We start from the raw sequence: 14,587 nt of genomic DNA on the forward strand, positions 1-14,587 counted from the left end.
GGGGCGGCCGGTGGCACGGCGGGATCAGGCGGCGAGGCCGTCCAGGGCCGGTTGGTGGGCCACGCCGAGCGCGGTTTCCACCACCGTGACGAACTGTTCGGCAGCGCGGAGCAGATCGTCGGCCTCCCGGGCGCTGACCACCCGGGGGATGCCGGCCTCGGCGGCGGCGCGCTTGCTGGCCCCCGCGGCGAAGAACCGGGACCACTCGTCGAGCTCCGGAGCGACGGCGCAGAGGAGGACCCAGACACTGGTGATCCGGTTGCGTCGACTCGGCGCGGGGCGGGCCCGGGCGGCGAGCAGAGCTGCCGCCGCGCGCAGGGCGGCCAGGTGGGCAGCCGCGTAGCGCAGGCCGTCAGGTCGGGTCTGGCCAGCCTCGACCAGCCCACGGCGGGCCAACGTGAGGAGTTGGGCGGGGGTGCGGTGCGGCAGCACGTGCGCCGGCACCGTCGGTGCCTGAGCCGGGTTGGTCGGCATGGGTGTCTCTCCTCCACGTGGCCGAGACGTCACTGCGGTGGCTGATGCCACCGACGAGACGCCGAGGTCGGGGTGGTGCGGAGGAAGACGCACCGGGTGTGGCCGGCCGGGTGTGGATGCTTCCCCACACCACACCCGGCCGGCGGACCGGCGGGTGCGTCGCCCGCCGCCCGGGGGTCGTGGGCGGCGAGCGACGCTCCTGCCTAATTGGGACCAGGCTCGCGACTGCCCGGAAACCCAGGTGCGGCCCGCGGAGCCGCACCGCCCGGAGGTGGCGCCGCGAAACGCCGCGCTCCGGCTGGTTGGAACGGGCGTTCGAGGCAATCGAACACTCGTTCTAACTGCTGCTGACAGTACACCTCCCCTCCGACGAAAATGCAACGTGTGACGCGCCGAGCGTGCCGGCCGACTGAACCGGCCACCAACGGACCGGGAAGAATGGCGGGATGCAGCCACACCCGAACGTACGGGCGGTGCAGGACGCGCTCACCGCCGCCGGCACCCTCGACGGCGCCGGTGAGCCCAGCGTGGTCCGTCTGCTGCCCGACGCGGTGCACACCGCCGCGGCGGCCGCCGAGGCGCTCGACGTCGAGGTCGGCCAGATCGCCAACTCACTGATCTTCGACGCGGACGACACGCCGTTGCTCGTCCTCACCTCCGGCGCACACCGGGTCGACACCGCCGGCCTGGCGGCATCGATCGGCGTCACCCGACTGCGTCGGGCCACCCCGGAGTTCGTCCGGACCCACACCGGGCAGCCGATCGGCGGGGTCGCCCCACTCGGGCACCCGCACCCGCTGCGCACCCTGGTGGACACGGCGCTGGCGGCGTACCCGGAGATCTGGGCCGCGGGCGGCGTACCCCAGGCGGTCTTCCCGACCACCTACCCCGAGCTGTTGCGGGTCACCGCCGGCACCCCGGCCGAGGTGGCGTGAGCGAGCGAACCAGCAGGCACAGCGGCGACGTCAGCACGGTTCCGGAGCTGGTCACGCTGCACGTGTGGCGGACCTCCCCTGGCGCGCTGCCCCGGGCGCTGACCCGGATGGCGGTGGACCCCCGCCGGTTGCGGGCCCTCCCCGGCGTTCGTTTCGGGAAGCTGCTGGGCACCGGAACCGGCACCGACTTCGGGCCCCGGGACGCCGACCTGACCCGGTGGGCGGCGCTGACCGTCTGGGACTCCCCCGCCGCGGCGGCCGGCTTCGACGACTCTCCGGTCGGGCGGGCCTGGGCGCGCATCGCCCACGCCCAGGCACGAATCGACCTACGCCCGTTGACCAGCCGGGGCGAGTGGTCCGGCCAGCGGCCGTTCGGCGACCCGTCGGGCGGCCGGGTCACCGGCCCGGTGCTGGCACTGACCCGGGCCCGGCTGCGGGCCCGGCGGGCGGCCACCTTCTGGCGGGCGATCCCGCCGGTGGCCGCCGCTCTGCGCGACGCGCCCGGGCTGTTGGCCCGGTTCGGGGTCGGAGAGGCCCCGTTGGGTTGGCAGGGCACGGTGAGCGTGTGGCGCGACCCGACGGACCTGGTGGCGTTCGCGTACCGTCACCCGGAGCACCGGGCGGCGATCATGCGAACCCCCACCGCGGGCTGGTACGCCGAGGAACTGTTCGCCCGGTTCGAGGTGCGCGACGTGGTCGGCGACCGGTCGGTGCTCGGATGGGTCGTCGACGGCGGCCCGGAAACGGTGAAGGGTGGACGGGCATGAGGTTGGTGCGCTGGACGCCGGACGATCTCGTCCGGCGGCTGGACGACGTGGTGGCCGTCTACGGCGAGGCGATGGGATACCGCACCGACCTGCTGGAGGCCCGGCGCGGTTACATCGCCACCCACGTCCGCCGACCGGGTTTCCGGGCGGTCGCCAGCCTGACCAGTGAGGGTCACCTCGCCGGCTTCGGCTACGGCTACCTGGGCGCCTCCGGTCAGTGGTGGCACGACCAGGTGCACCGCGCGCTGAACGCCCCGACCCGCACGCGCTGGCTCACCCACTGCTTCGAGGTGGTCGAGCTGCACGTCCGGCCACCGGCGCAGGGGCACGGTCTGGGCACCGGTCAGCTGCGCGCGCTGCTCGGCATGGCGGAGGGCGACACCGTGCTGCTGTCCACCCCGGAGGCCGACGAGCAGACCTCGCGGGCCTGGCGGTTGTACCGACGGTTCGGCTTCGTCGACGTGCTGCGCGACTTCCACTTCCCCGGCGACGAGCGACCGTTCGGCGTACTCGGTCGGGATCTGCCCCTCGAGCCACCGGCGTCATGACCCGACGGATCTCCTGGACGCTGCTCGCCGTCCTGGTCCTCGCCCAGATCTGCTACCCGCTCACCACCGGTGCAACCCGGGCCGGGCTCACAGTGGCTACCGTCGTCCTCGGTTGGTTGCTCTCGGTCGGCCACGCGCTGCTCAGCCGGGGCCCACGGGTGGCGGCGGCGCTGGTCGCGGTGGCCACCGGCGGCGGGTTCGCGATCGAGGCGATCGGGGTGGCCACCGGCGTGCCGTTCGGCAGCTACGACTACTCCGGAGAGCTGGGTCCCAAGCTGGCCGGCGTGCCGCTGATCATTCCGCTGGCCTGGACCTGGATGGCCTGGCCGGCCTGGCTGGCAGCGGTCCGACTGACCGGCGGCAGGATCGTGACTGCCGGCGGCAGCGGGCCGACAGCCGGCGGCAGCGGGCCGACAGCCGGCGGCAGCGGGCCGACAGCCGGCGGCAGCGGGCCGACAGCTGGCGGCACCGGGCCGACGGTGGGTCGATGGGTGGGGCGGATCGCGCTGGCCACCGTGGGGCTGGCCGCCTGGGACCTCTTCCTCGACCCGCAGATGGTGGCCGAGGGCTACTGGGTCTGGCGCGACGCCACCCCGGCCCTGCCCGGCCTGGCCGGCATCCCGGTCAGCAACTACCTGGGCTGGCTGCTCTTCGCGGTGCTGATGATGAGCGCGCTGCGCCCGCTGGCCGGGCCGGCCGCCGAACACACCGATCGGCGGGACCACCCGATGCTCGCGCTCTACCTGTGGACGTACTTCTCCAGCATCCTGGCCCACGCCGTCTTCCTCGACCTGCCCGCCTCGGCGCTCTGGGGCGCCGCCGGCATGGCGGTGACCGCCGTACCCCTGGCGGTGACCCTCCTGCGTGCCCGCCGGGGCGGTGCCCCCGGTCGGGAGGCCCACCAGCCACACCGCCCCGGCGTCGACGCGACCCGATGACCGTCCTGCTCGCCCTGCTCATCGCCGTCGCCGCGTTGACCGGGCACACCTGGCTCAACGCCACCCGGTGGCTGCGCCGACCCACCGACCGGCCCGACGACGTCGACGAGCCGGTCACCGTGCTGCTGCCGCTGCGCGACGAGGCCACCCGGGTCACGCCCTGCCTGCGTGCCCTGCTGGCCCAGCGCGGCGTACCCGGGCTGCGCGTCGTGGTCCTCGACGACGGGTCCACCGACGGCACCGCCGACGTGGTCCGCGCGGTGGTCGGCGACGACCCGCGGGTCACGCTGCTCACCGGGGTCGCCCCACCGCCGGGCTGGCTGGGCAAGCCGCACGCCTGTTGGCAGCTGGCCACCCGGGCCGACCCGGACGCCACCGCGCTGGTCTTCGTCGACGCCGACGTGGTGCTCGCCCCGCACGCCGTGGCCGCTGCCGTCACCGAGTTGCGCGCCGCCCGGGCGACGCTGCTGTCGCCGTACCCCCGGATCGTGGTGGCGACGGCCGGCGACCGGTTGGTGCAGCCGCTGCTGCAGTGGCTCTGGCTGACCTTCCTACCGCTGCGCGCGATGGAGCGCTCGTCGCGGCCGTCGCTGGCCGCGGCGGGCGGGCAGTTCCTGGTGGTGGACCGGGCCGGCTACACCGCCGCCGGCGGGCACGCCGCGGTCGCCGACAAGATCCTGGAGGACGTCGAGCTGGCCCGGGCGGTCAAGCGGGCCGGCGGACGGATCGCCCTGGCCGACGGCTCCCGGCTGGCCACCTGCCGGATGTACGACGACTGGCCGCAACTGCGCGACGGGTACTCGAAGTCGCTCTGGGCGTCGTTCGGGCACCCGGGCGCGGCGGCAGCCGTGGTGGCGGCGCTGCTGCTGCTCTACACCGCCCCACCACTGATCGCGCTGACGGGTGCGGCGGCCGGCGCACCGATGGTGGCAGCCGTGGGCCTGGCCGCGTACGTGCTCGGGGTGGCCGGACGGGTGCTCACCGCCAGCGCGACAGGTGGTCGGTGGTGGCCCGACGCGCTCGCACACCCCGTGTCGGTCGTGGTCCTCGGTTGGTTGACCCTGCGGTCGTACCATCTGCGAAAGCGACGCCGCCTGACCTGGCGGGGCCGCCCCGTCAGCTAGGGAGGACGCGGCATGGCGCGGATCGTGGTCGTGGGCGCCGGGGTGGGTGGCCTCGCCACCGCCGCCCGGCTGGCCGCCACCGGGCACCAGGTGACCGTCTTCGAGCGGGCCGACACGGTCGGCGGCAAGCTCGGCCGCTACACGCACGACACCCCGGCCGGGTCGTTCCACTTCGACACCGGGCCGAGCCTGCTCACCCTGCCCGAGGTCTTCCACGACCTGTTCGAGGCGACCGGGGCGAAGCTCGACGAATACCTGGACCTGGTTCCGCTGGACACGATCGTCCGACACGTCTTTCCCGATGGTGGCCCGACCCTGGACTCGTGCGCCGACCCGGAGGAGTTCACCGCCCGGATCGGGGCCGCGTTCGGTGACCGGGCGGCGGCCGACTGGCAGCGGCTGTGGCGCCGGGCGGCGCGGGTGTGGAACGCCTCCTCACGGGACATCCTGCGCCGTACCGTCGACTCTCCCCGCGACCTCGCGTCGCTGGCCTGGCGCGTCGGCGACCTGGCCGCCATCGCTCCGGGCCGCAGTCTGCGCGGCCTCGGCCGCCGGCACCTGTCCGATCCGCGGCTGCGGATGATGCTGGACCGGTACGCCACCTACACCGGAGCCGACCCACGTCGGGCACCGGCGGCGCTGGTCGCGGTCCCCTACGCCGAGCTGACCTTCGGCGGCTGGTACCTGCGCGGTGGTCTGGGCACGCTCGCCGACGCGCTGCTGACCCGCTGCCTGGACCTCGGCGTGGTCGTGCAGACCGACGCCACTGTCACCCGGATCGACGCCACCGGCGGCCGGGTGCACGGGGTACGCCTCGCCGGCGTCACCACCCCGGTACCCGCCGACGTGGTGGTGGCCAACGTGGACGCGCTCACCGTCTACCGTGACCTGCTGCCGCACCCGCGTCGGCTGGCCACGCTGACCGACCGCAGCCTCGCCGGCTTCGTGCTGCTGCTCGGCGTCTCCGGCAGCACCGGGCTGGCCCACCACAACGTCTTCTTCCCAGACGACTACGACGCCGAGTTCGACGCGGTCTTCGGTGACCCGGGGCGCGGGGTACGGGCCCGGCCGGCGGCCGACCCGGCGGTGTTCGTCACAGTCGCCGACGACCCGATGGTCCGCCCAGCCGGACACGAGGCGTGGTTCGTGCTGGTCAACGCCGCCCGACAGGGCACCGCGGCGGGCGCTGTCGACTGGCGACGCCCGGGGCTGGCCGACGCGTACGCCGACCGGATCCTGGACGTGCTGGCGCGGCGCGGCGTGGACGTGCGCGACCGGCTGCTGTTCCGCGAGATCCGCACCCCGGCCGACCTGGACGTGGCGACCGGCGCACCGGGTGGCTCGATCTACGGCACCGCCGGTGGGCTGCTGCGCCCGGCGAACCGGGGCCCGGTTGACGGACTGTGGCTGGTGGGCGGCTCCACCCACCCGGGCGGTGGGTTGCCGATGGTGACCCTCTCCGCGCAGATCGTCGCCGACGAGATCGGCCCCGCCTGGTAAGGGCTGCTCAGTCGGCGTCGAGCAGGGCTGGCCGGCTGCTCAGTCGGCGTCGAGCAGGGCTCGACGGATGCTGGAGAGCAGTTGCCCCAGGCCGAAACCGGCCAGCAGCACCCAGACCGCGGTCGCCATGGTGATGGTGCCAGCGGCCAGGTCCGGCTCGATCAGCCCGGCCAGCCCGGCGACCAGTAACCCGGCCAGCGCCACCGAGACCCGGGTGGGACGTTCGCCCACCGTCACCGCGCCGATGTCTCGCATGCCGGCGGCGACCGCCCGCGCCCGGACGTACTCGTGCAACCAGGACAGCGCGCCGCCCGCGACCACCAGCCCACCTGGCGCGCCCACCAGCCAGAAGGCCAGCAGCCACGCCACCTCACCGAGCCGGTCGGCGACCGAGTCGTAGACGTAGCCGAGCCGGGTGGTGCGGCCGGTGGCGACCGCCACCGCACCGTCCACGCTGTCCGCCACGGCGGCGAGCAGCACGAACAGCGCGCCGAGGAACGGCCCGTCCCCCGGCCGGCCCACCAGCAACGGTACGCAGAAGCAGAGCAGCACCCCGGCCACGGTGACCGCGGTGGGGCTGACCCGCAGTCGACCCAGCACGTATCCGACGTGGTACGCGAATCGCAGCCAGGCGCGCACCACCGGCGCGGCGACCCGAGGGTCGAACCCGCCGTGCAACCGCGCCCACGCCGTGGCGTACTGATCCCAGTTCAGCTGTGTGCCCACCACGGATCAACCGTCGTGCCGGGCAACAGGTGTCGCAAGCGCAGCGTTCACACGCGGGCGCCGGCCTTCAGGTTCTGCCAGACCTCGCGGGTCGCGGTGGACCGGTTGAGGGTGATGAAGTGGATTCCCGGCACGCCCTCGTCCAGCAGTCGGCGGCACATCTCGCTGGCCTGCTCGATGCCGAGCCGACGGACGGCGTCCGGGTCGTCGGCGACGCGTTCGAAGCGGGCCGCCAACGCCGGCGGGAACGGCGCACCGGACAGCTGCACGGACCGCTCGATGGTGCTGAACTGGGTCACCGGCATCACACCGGCCAGGATCGGCGTGTCACAGCCAGCAGCGGCCACCCGGTCACGTAGCCGCAGGTAGTCGTCGGCGTCGAAGAACATCTGGGTGACCGCGAACTCCGCGCCGGCCCGACACTTGCGGACGAACTGGGCGGTGTCGCTGGCCACGTCGGGCGAGCGGGGGTGCTTGTACGGGAAGGCCGCCACGCCGACGCTGAAGTCGCCGGCGTCGCGCACCAGCCGGACCAGGTCCTCGGCGTAGTCCACGCCCTCGGGGTGGCGGATCCACTCACCGCCCGGGTTGCCCGGGGGGTCACCACGAACGGCCAGCACGTTGCGCACCCCCACCCCGGCGAGCCGGCCGACCACGTGCCGCAGCTCGGCGACGGAGTGGTTGACCGCGGTCAGGTGGGCCATCGGCAGCAGTGTCGTTTCGGTGGCGATCCGCTCGGTCACCGCCACTGTGGTGTCCCGGGTCGAACCGCCGGCACCGTACGTGATCGACACGAACGACGGGCGCAGCGACTCCAGTTCGCGGATGGCCTGCCAGAGCAGCTGCTCCCCCGCCTCGGTCTTGGGCGGGAAGAACTCGAACGAGAAGGTCGGTTGGCGCTCACGGATGAGCTCCCCGATCGCCGGCTGCGGATTGGGGAGTGTCGAGGGAAGACCGAGCGCCACGACCCGACTCTAGCGGTCGATCGCACCAGGACCCAGGCCCTTCCCACCCAGCGGCGGCGTCGCCCGGCCCGGTAAGCGGCGTCGCCCGGCCCGGTAAGCGGCGTCGTCCGGCCCGGGGAGCTGCGTCGTCCGGTCTGCCGGGAGCCGGTGAGCGGTGTCGCCGAGTCCGCCGTGAGCCGGCGGATGGTGTCGCACCGCGCGCCCCGACCTGACGGCGGAAAGGCGTCGTACCTCCGAGGTAGAAAGGGACGGTGCGGGAGGGGCGGCGGGGGTGGCCAGGTCTCGCGCGGGGGTCAGCAACCGAGCGGTGACGCCGGTCCGTCCGGTCAGACGGGTGGGTCGTCGCCGCACCGACGCCCGCCAGGAGGACCCATGATCCCGCTCGCATCGCCGCGTCCCGCGCAGCTCGGGCCGCTGCTGGCCCGGTGCCGACTGGCCCATGGCTGGAGCCAGCAGCGAGCCGCCGCCGAGTTGTGTGCCGCCGCCGGGGTGCCGACGCTGAGTCGGCACGAGGTTTCCCGGTGGGAACGACAGCGGCGCGTGCCGGGCGGGTTCTGGCTCGGCTGGCTCGCCGTCGTCCTGGACGTGCCGCTGGTGGTGCTCGCGGAGGCCGCCGCGGCCACCCGTCGGGCCGGCTCGACGCGGGCCACCGGGCCGGGCCGCACCGCCGCGGCCGGCGCGCGTCCGGCCGGGCGGACGGGTCCCGGCCGCAGCGGCGGGACTACGCGTGGCGGTGGAGCACGAGCACGGACGACCAGCTAGCGTCGGGGCGTGACCCACGCTGCTCCCGTGTCCCCCGTCGACCGCGCCGGCCTGCGGCAGCGGGTCGACAAGGCTCTCACCGAGTTCCTGGCCGGCCAACGGGTCCGGCTCGCCGCCGTGGACGACGCGTTGGGTCCGGTGGCCGAGGCGATCGAGGCGTTCGTGCTCGGCGGCGGCAAGCGGCTGCGTCCGGCATTCGCCTACTGGGGGTTCCGGGGGGCCGGCGGGCTGGACGGCGACCAGGTGCTGACCGCCCTGGCCGCGCTGGAGTTCGTCCAGGCCAGCGCCCTGATCCACGACGACCTGATGGACCGTTCCGACACCCGACGCGGCGAGCCCGCGGTGCACCGACGGTTCGCCACCCGGCACCGGGAGGCCGGCTGGGGCGGTGACCCGGACGGTTTCGGCGACGCCGCGGCCATCCTGCTCGGTGACCTGTGTCTGGTCTGGTCCGACGAACTGCTGCACTCCGCCGGCCTGGACCTGTGGTCGTTGGCCCGGGCCCGGCCGGTCTTCGACGAGATGCGCACCGAGGTCACCGTCGGGCAGTACCTCGACGTGCTGACGCAGGTCACCGGGGACACCTCGGTGGAGCGGGCCAGCAAGGTCGCCCGGTACAAGTCCGCGAAGTACACCGTCGAGCGTCCGATGCTGCTCGGCGCCGCGCTGGCCGACGCGCCGGAGGACGTGCGGACGGCCTACTCGGCGTACGGGCTGCCGCTGGGCGAGGCGTTCCAGCTCCGCGACGACGTGCTGGGGGTCTTCGGCGACCCGGCGCTTACCGGCAAGCCGGCCGGGGACGATCTGCGCGAGGGCAAGCGCACCTACCTGGTGGCGGCGTCGATGGAGGCCACCGACGACGCGGGCCGCGAGCTGCTGCTCGGCCGCCTCGGCGACCCGGAGCTGGACGAGCACGGGGTGGCCCGGCTCCGCGAGGTGATCTCGGGGAGCGGGGCGCTGGCCCGTACCGAACAGCGGATCGCCACACTCACCGACGCCGCCCTGGCCGCCCTGACCGCCGTCGACCTCGACACCGAGGCCCGCCAAGCCCTGGTCGACCTGGCCATAGCCGCAACCCGCCGAGCCGACTGACCTCACCCGCCCCCCGCCCCGCCGGGCTGCCCCGCCCTCGCCCCCGCCCCCGCCCCGCCGGGTTGATCATGGGGTTGGCTACCTTCGCCTCGGCGTCTCGCGCCGCCAACCTCATGATCAACGCCGGAAGGCGCGGAAACACCGAAGGCGGGTGGGGGGTTAGAAGCCTTGGGCTTGGGCTCGGCGCTTCACCTCGCGGGCCTGGTCGCCGGAGAGGGCGGCGGCCGGGGTGGCGCCGGGGAGGGTGTCGTCCGGTTCGTAGAGCCAACGCAGGACGGCCTCGTCGTTGTAGCCGTTGTCGGCGAGCAGATTGAGCACGCCGGGCAGGTGCTTGAGCACGGTCTGGTTGGCAACCAGGTCCGCTGGGATCCGGCGGACGCCGTCGCGGCGGACCGCCAACAGCTCCCGGTCACGGATCATCTGGTGCACCTTGCTGATCGACACGTCGAGGCGTTCGGCGACGTCGGGCAGGGTCAACCAGTCGGCCGGGTCGGTGGGGCCGGCGAGCTCCAGGCCGGGCGCGGCCTGGTCGGGTACGGGTTCGGTCACCCGACCACCCTGCCACGCCGCCGCCGCGACGAGCCACCGGCACCCCGGGCGGCCCCTCCGCGTCCTCTTTCCTGATCGCCGCTGACCAGCGAACAAGGGGCCGAGAACGCGGCGGGACGGACCGGTTCGGCGTACGGCTGTAGCATCCTGTTCATCCTTCACCCTCTGGACACATAGACTGCCTGCCGATGGACACTCAGGTCGCCGACACGTTGCTGGGCTCGCTGATCGACGGGCGCTACCGCATTCGCGGTCGCGTGGCCCGTGGTGGCATGGCGACCGTGTACACCGCCACCGACGAACGCCTAGAGCGCACCGTCGCTGTCAAGATCATTCACCCGACCCAGGCGAGCGAGGCACGGGCCCGGATCGCCAACTTCGTGGCCCGGTTCACCGACGAGGCGAAGACCATCGCCCGGCTGACCCACCCGAACGTGGTGGCGGTCTACGACCAGGGCACGCACGCCGGCCTCCCGTACCTGGTGATGGAGTACGTCCGTGGCCGCACGCTGCGGGACGTGCTGGCCGAGCGACGCCGGCTCAACCCGGACGAGGCGCTGGCCATCGCCGAGCAGATGCTCGCCGCGATCGCCGCCGCGCACCGGGCCGGTCTCGTGCACCGCGACGTCAAGCCGGAGAACGTGCTGGTCGCGGAGGCGCCTACCGGTGGCGTCGCCAACCTGGTCGACAGCGTCGTGAAGGTGGCCGACTTCGGGCTGGCCCGGGCGGTCGAGGCGAGCGCCGACGAGGAGCAGGGCAACCAGCTGATGGCCACCGTGGCGTACGTCGCCCCGGAGCTGGTCACCGAGGGCCGCGCCGATCCGCGCACCGACGTCTACTCGGCCGGCATCGTGCTCTTCGAGATGCTCACCGGTCGGGTGCCGTACGACGGGGACCGCCCGGTGGACGTCGCCTGGCAGCACGTCGACCGGGACGTGCCGGCGCCCTCGACGTTGGTGCCGGGCCTGCCGTCGGTCCTCGACGACCTGGTGCAGCGGGCCACCCGCCGCGACCCGGGAGCACGGCCCGCGGACGCCGGCGCGTTGTTGACCGAGGTGCAGGTGGCCCGGGATCGTCTGGGCGACGCCAACAGCCACACCGCGGTACTCAGCCCGATCAGTGACGCACCGTCGCTCTCCCAGCCGACCATGATGGTCGCGACGCTCCAGCCGCCCAACCGCCCGTCTTGGGCACGCCTGCCCGAGGGCGCCAGCAGCCAGGGGCCGGGGCGGCGTCGGGCCGCCCCGGAGCCGGCGGAGGGCCTGGGCGCCCGGCTCGCCGCGCTGCGCAGCACGCTGCTGAGCAGCCCTCGTGGCCGGCTGGCCGTCGCGGCCGTGGTCGTGACGCTGGGCCTGGTGGCCGCGCTCGGGGGTTGGTGGTTCGGCGTCGGCCGCTACACGGACGCTCCGCAGTTGGTGAGCCTGAGCAAGGCCGATGCGCAGGCGCGGGCCGACCGCGCCGGGCTTCTCGTCGAGTACGCTGAGCCGCGCTTCGACGAGAAGGCCCCGAAGGACAGCGTGCTGGAGCAGAACCCGGCCTCCGCCGCCGAGATCCTCAAGGGCGGCACGATCACCCTGACCCTCTCCCTCGGTCCGGAGCGTTTCCCCGTACCGGACGTGATCGGCAAGGAGTTCGAGCTCGCCGAGGCGGATCTGGTCAACGTGAAGCTGGTGGTGGCCAAGGGCACCCCCCGCTACGACGACAGCCTGCCGGCCGGGGTCGTGGTGGACAGCTCCCCCAAGGTCGGCACCGAGGTCAAACCCGGTGCGAAGGTCACCCTCATTCTGAGCCGGGGCAGGGCGCCGGTGACGGTGCCGAACCTGGTCGGCAAGAGCCTGACCGACGCCCGAACGACCCTGGCCCAGCTCAACCTGGTGCTGAAGGAGACCTACAAGGAATCCGACAAGCCGAGGGACGAGATCCTCGGCCAGAGCCCGGCCGATGGCGCCGGTGTGGAGAAGGGCACCGAGGTCAAGCTGGACGTCAGCAAGGGGCCACCGCTGCTCGCCATGCCGCGGGTGATCGACCTGCCGTGCCAGCAGGCCAAGCAGGCGTTGGAGGGCCAGGGCTTCCCGGTGACGATGGCGATCAACCCGAACGCCGTGGTCCGGATCCAGATTCCGGGCGAGAATTCGCAGGTGGCGCCCGGCACCCCGGTCACCCTGACGTGCTTCTGATGCCGACGATCTCCGCGCGGCCGGTGGGCACGCACACTCCGACCTCGGGTGGGCTGGCGAAGGCTGCCCTGCCGTACGCCGACGCGACCGGCGCGCAGGTGGTGCAGGTCTACGTCTCCAACTCGCGAGGCTGGGCACTGCCCGACGGCGACCCGGTGCAGGACGCGCTGTTCCGCGACGGTTTCGCCGAGCGGGGCATTCCCGCGTTCATCCACGCCGCTCTGCTGGTCAACCTCGGCTCGCCCACCCCGGCCACTGTCGAGAAGTCGGGCCAGACGCTGGCGCACGCGCTTCGTCGGGGCGTGGCGATCGGTGCGCGCGGGGTGGTGTTCCACGCGGGCAGTTCGGTGGACGAGGGGCACGCCGAGGCGGCGATGGGACAGGTCCGCGAGGTGCTGCTGCCGCTGCTCGACTGGGCTGCCGACGCTGGCGGGCCGATGTTGCTGGTCGAGCCGAGCGCCGGCGGTGGCCGCTCACTGGCCTCCCGGGTGGAGCAGCTCGGGCCCTACCTGGACGCGGTGGACGGGCACCCCATGCTCGGGGTCTGCTTCGACACCTGCCACGCCTGGGCGGCCGGCCACGACCTGGCGGCCGAGGGCGGCATGACGGCGACCCTGGACACCCTGGTGGCCACTGTCGGCGCGGACCGGCTGCGGCTGATTCACGCCAACGACTCGAAGGATCTGTGCGGCTCCACCCGGGATCGGCACGAGAACATCGGCAAGGGCAGCATCGGCGAGCCCGCCTTCGCCGAGCTGATGGCGCACCCGGCGACCGCTGGCGTCCCGATTGTCGTGGAAACCCCCAGCGAGAAGCACGTGGGCCACGCCGCCGACATCGCCACCCTCACCCGCCTGTCCCACCCCTGACCCACCCTTGTTGATCAAGAGGTTCGCGTCAGCCCGCGGTCGGAATCTGACGCCAACCTCTTGATCACCGAGGTGAACGGGGGCCGGGGTGGGTGGGTGGGTGGGTGGGGTTTTAGGCTGCGGCGAGGATGCGGGGTAGGGCTGCCAGGGCGCGGTCGATGTCCGCGTCGCTGACGCCCAGGTGGGTGACCAGGCGGGCGGTACGGGGGCCGAGCACGGAGATCAGCACGCCCTCGGCCCGCGCCGCGGCGGCCAGGGCCCGGGCGTCCAGGGTGTGCTTGGTGAGGTCCAGCGCGACCAGGTTGGTACGGACAGTGGTGGCCAGCACACCGAACGGCGCGACCGCCTCGGCGAGCCGGGCCGCCTTCGCGTGGTCGTCGGCCAACCGGTCGATGTGCTGCGCGAGCGCGTAGCGACCGGCGGCGGCGAGGATGCCGGCCTGGCGCATGCCCCCGCCCATCCGCTTACGGATCAGCCGGCCACGTTCGATCTTGTCCGCGCTGCCCACCAGCAGCGAACCGACCGGCGCGCCGAGGCCCTTCGAGAGGCACACCGACAGCGTGTCGAAGAGCCGGCCGTACTCGATCAGTGGCACCCGGTCGGCGACGTGCGCGTGCCAGATCCGGGCGCCGTCACAGTGCAGCGCGACGCCCGCCTCGTCAGCCACCCCGCGCAGATCCCGCAGGGTCGCCAGCGGAATCACCCCGCCGCCGCCGCGATTGTGGGTCTGTTCGACGGCTATCGCGCGGGTGGGGACGGCGAAGTAACCGTCCGGCCGGATCATCCCGGCCACCACCTCCGGGTCGATGTCCGCGCCCACCGAGGGCCAGGTCCGCGAGGAGATCCCGCCGTACGCGGCCGCGGCGCCGATCTCGTACGTGACCACGTGCGCGTCGGCGTCACAGAGCAACTCGTCGCCGGGCGAGACCAGCAGTTGCAGGGCGATCTGGTTCGCCATCGAGCCACTCGGGGCGAACAGCGCCGCCTCGTGCCCGAACAACGCGGCGACCTCGGCCTCCAGCGCGTTGACGCTCGGGTCCTCGCCGTAGACGTCGTCACCGACCTCAGCGGCGGCCATCGCCTCCCGCATCCCGGCGGTGGGTCGGGTCACCGTGTCGGACCGCAGGTCCACGAAAAGATCAGGCACTGTCATCCCTTTCA

General features: G+C 73.6%; 15 protein-coding genes. 10 read left to right on the forward strand and 5 right to left on the reverse strand.

Annotation, left to right across the window (positions count from 1 at the left end; all coding sequences use genetic code 11):
* Positions 1-24 precede the first annotated feature (24 nt).
* Positions 25-474 (reverse strand): SAV_6107 family HEPN domain-containing protein, encoded by a 450-nt coding sequence (locus ACGF3C_RS14825; RefSeq protein WP_007463070.1) that lies wholly within the window; start codon positions 472-474, stop codon positions 25-27.
* 446 nt (positions 475-920) lie between these two features.
* Here ACGF3C_RS14825 and ACGF3C_RS14830 point away from each other — a divergent pair, with 446 nt between their 5' ends.
* Genes ACGF3C_RS14830 through ACGF3C_RS14855 form a run of 6 tightly spaced genes read left to right on the forward strand, consistent with a single transcriptional unit; the run spans position 921 to position 6,286 of the window.
* Positions 921-1,409, forward strand: coding sequence for a YbaK/EbsC family protein (locus ACGF3C_RS14830; protein ID WP_357230111.1), 489 nt, complete (start codon positions 921-923; stop codon positions 1,407-1,409).
* Entirely contained in the window at positions 1,406-2,176 is a 771-nt protein-coding gene (locus tag ACGF3C_RS14835) for a monooxygenase (RefSeq protein WP_357230109.1), read from the forward strand. Before ACGF3C_RS14830 ends, ACGF3C_RS14835 begins: the two co-directional genes overlap by 4 nt.
* Entirely contained in the window at positions 2,173-2,724 is a 552-nt protein-coding gene (locus tag ACGF3C_RS14840; protein WP_355007690.1) for a GNAT family N-acetyltransferase, read from the forward strand. The genes ACGF3C_RS14835 and ACGF3C_RS14840 overlap by 4 nt, the downstream gene beginning before the upstream one ends.
* Entirely contained in the window at positions 2,721-3,662 is a 942-nt protein-coding gene (locus ACGF3C_RS14845; RefSeq protein WP_393222166.1) for a carotenoid biosynthesis protein, read from the forward strand. Before ACGF3C_RS14840 ends, ACGF3C_RS14845 begins: the two co-directional genes overlap by 4 nt.
* Positions 3,659-4,786 (forward strand): glycosyltransferase, encoded by a 1,128-nt coding sequence (locus ACGF3C_RS14850; RefSeq protein WP_393222169.1) that lies wholly within the window; start codon positions 3,659-3,661, stop codon positions 4,784-4,786. Before ACGF3C_RS14845 ends, ACGF3C_RS14850 begins: the two co-directional genes overlap by 4 nt.
* Before the next feature lie 12 nt (positions 4,787-4,798).
* Complete coding sequence (locus ACGF3C_RS14855; RefSeq protein WP_357205670.1) at positions 4,799-6,286, forward strand: phytoene desaturase family protein; 1,488 nt, start codon at positions 4,799-4,801, stop codon at positions 6,284-6,286.
* Between the two features lie 39 nt (positions 6,287-6,325).
* Here the strand turns inward: ACGF3C_RS14855 and ACGF3C_RS14860 are convergent, their stop codons facing one another.
* Both ACGF3C_RS14860 and metF read right to left on the reverse strand, forming a co-directional pair.
* A complete protein-coding gene (locus ACGF3C_RS14860; RefSeq protein WP_357230103.1) occupies positions 6,326-7,015 on the reverse strand; it encodes a CDP-alcohol phosphatidyltransferase family protein in 690 nt (229 codons plus the stop codon).
* 44 nt (positions 7,016-7,059) lie between these two features.
* Positions 7,060-7,977 carry a methylenetetrahydrofolate reductase [NAD(P)H] gene (metF, locus tag ACGF3C_RS14865; RefSeq protein ID WP_091407621.1) on the reverse strand — a complete coding sequence of 306 codons (918 nt, stop codon included), beginning with the start codon at positions 7,975-7,977 and terminating at the stop codon, positions 7,060-7,062.
* Positions 7,978-8,349: 372 nt separating this feature from the next.
* Here metF and ACGF3C_RS14870 point away from each other — a divergent pair, with 372 nt between their 5' ends.
* Both ACGF3C_RS14870 and ACGF3C_RS14875 read left to right on the forward strand, forming a co-directional pair.
* Positions 8,350-8,739, forward strand: a complete 390-nt coding sequence (locus ACGF3C_RS14870; RefSeq protein ID WP_357230101.1) for a helix-turn-helix domain-containing protein — start codon at positions 8,350-8,352, stop codon at positions 8,737-8,739.
* A 9-nt stretch (positions 8,740-8,748) separates the two neighbouring features.
* Entirely contained in the window at positions 8,749-9,831 is a 1,083-nt protein-coding gene (locus ACGF3C_RS14875) for a polyprenyl synthetase family protein (RefSeq protein WP_393222174.1), read from the forward strand.
* A 159-nt stretch (positions 9,832-9,990) separates the two neighbouring features.
* On the opposite strand, the gene ACGF3C_RS14880 is transcribed toward ACGF3C_RS14875, so the two are convergent.
* Positions 9,991-10,380 carry an Rv2175c family DNA-binding protein gene (locus ACGF3C_RS14880; protein WP_393222176.1) on the reverse strand — a complete coding sequence of 130 codons (390 nt, stop codon included), beginning with the start codon at positions 10,378-10,380 and terminating at the stop codon, positions 9,991-9,993.
* Positions 10,381-10,568: 188 nt separating this feature from the next.
* On the opposite strand from ACGF3C_RS14880, the gene pknB reads away from it, so the two are divergent.
* A complete protein-coding gene (pknB, locus tag ACGF3C_RS14885; protein WP_393222179.1) occupies positions 10,569-12,557 on the forward strand; it encodes a Stk1 family PASTA domain-containing Ser/Thr kinase in 1,989 nt (662 codons plus the stop codon).
* Positions 12,557-13,426, forward strand: a complete 870-nt coding sequence (locus tag ACGF3C_RS14890; protein WP_357233314.1) for a deoxyribonuclease IV — start codon at positions 12,557-12,559, stop codon at positions 13,424-13,426. The genes pknB and ACGF3C_RS14890 overlap by 1 nt, the downstream gene beginning before the upstream one ends.
* 112 nt (positions 13,427-13,538) lie before the next feature.
* On the opposite strand, the gene ACGF3C_RS14895 is transcribed toward ACGF3C_RS14890, so the two are convergent.
* Positions 13,539-14,579: a threonine aldolase family protein gene (locus tag ACGF3C_RS14895; RefSeq protein ID WP_393222182.1), complete on the reverse strand. Its 1,041-nt coding sequence runs from the start codon at positions 14,577-14,579 to the stop codon at positions 13,539-13,541.
* Between the last annotated feature and the right edge of the window lie 8 nt (positions 14,580-14,587).

Origin of the sequence: Micromonospora sp. NPDC047762 (assembly GCF_043204655.1) — a bacterium.
Taxonomy (GTDB): domain Bacteria; phylum Actinomycetota; class Actinomycetes; order Mycobacteriales; family Micromonosporaceae; genus Micromonospora.

Excerpts from the sequence above, each read along its gene's own strand:
- ACGF3C_RS14825 (WP_007463070.1), bottom strand. The coding sequence starts at position 474 with ATGCCGACCAACCCGGCTCAGGCACCGACGGTGCCGGCGCACGTGCTG.
- ACGF3C_RS14845 (WP_393222166.1), top strand. The coding sequence starts at position 2,721 with ATGACCCGACGGATCTCCTGGACGCTGCTCGCCGTCCTGGTCCTCGCC.
- ACGF3C_RS14855 (WP_357205670.1), top strand. The coding sequence starts at position 4,799 with ATGGCGCGGATCGTGGTCGTGGGCGCCGGGGTGGGTGGCCTCGCCACC.
- pknB (WP_393222179.1), top strand. The coding sequence starts at position 10,569 with ATGGACACTCAGGTCGCCGACACGTTGCTGGGCTCGCTGATCGACGGG.
- ACGF3C_RS14830 (WP_357230111.1), top strand. The coding sequence starts at position 921 with ATGCAGCCACACCCGAACGTACGGGCGGTGCAGGACGCGCTCACCGCC.
- ACGF3C_RS14840 (WP_355007690.1), top strand. The coding sequence starts at position 2,173 with ATGAGGTTGGTGCGCTGGACGCCGGACGATCTCGTCCGGCGGCTGGAC.
- ACGF3C_RS14890 (WP_357233314.1), top strand. The coding sequence starts at position 12,557 with ATGCCGACGATCTCCGCGCGGCCGGTGGGCACGCACACTCCGACCTCG.
- ACGF3C_RS14895 (WP_393222182.1), bottom strand. The coding sequence starts at position 14,579 with ATGACAGTGCCTGATCTTTTCGTGGACCTGCGGTCCGACACGGTGACC.
- ACGF3C_RS14850 (WP_393222169.1), top strand. The coding sequence starts at position 3,659 with ATGACCGTCCTGCTCGCCCTGCTCATCGCCGTCGCCGCGTTGACCGGG.
- ACGF3C_RS14870 (WP_357230101.1), top strand. The coding sequence starts at position 8,350 with ATGATCCCGCTCGCATCGCCGCGTCCCGCGCAGCTCGGGCCGCTGCTG.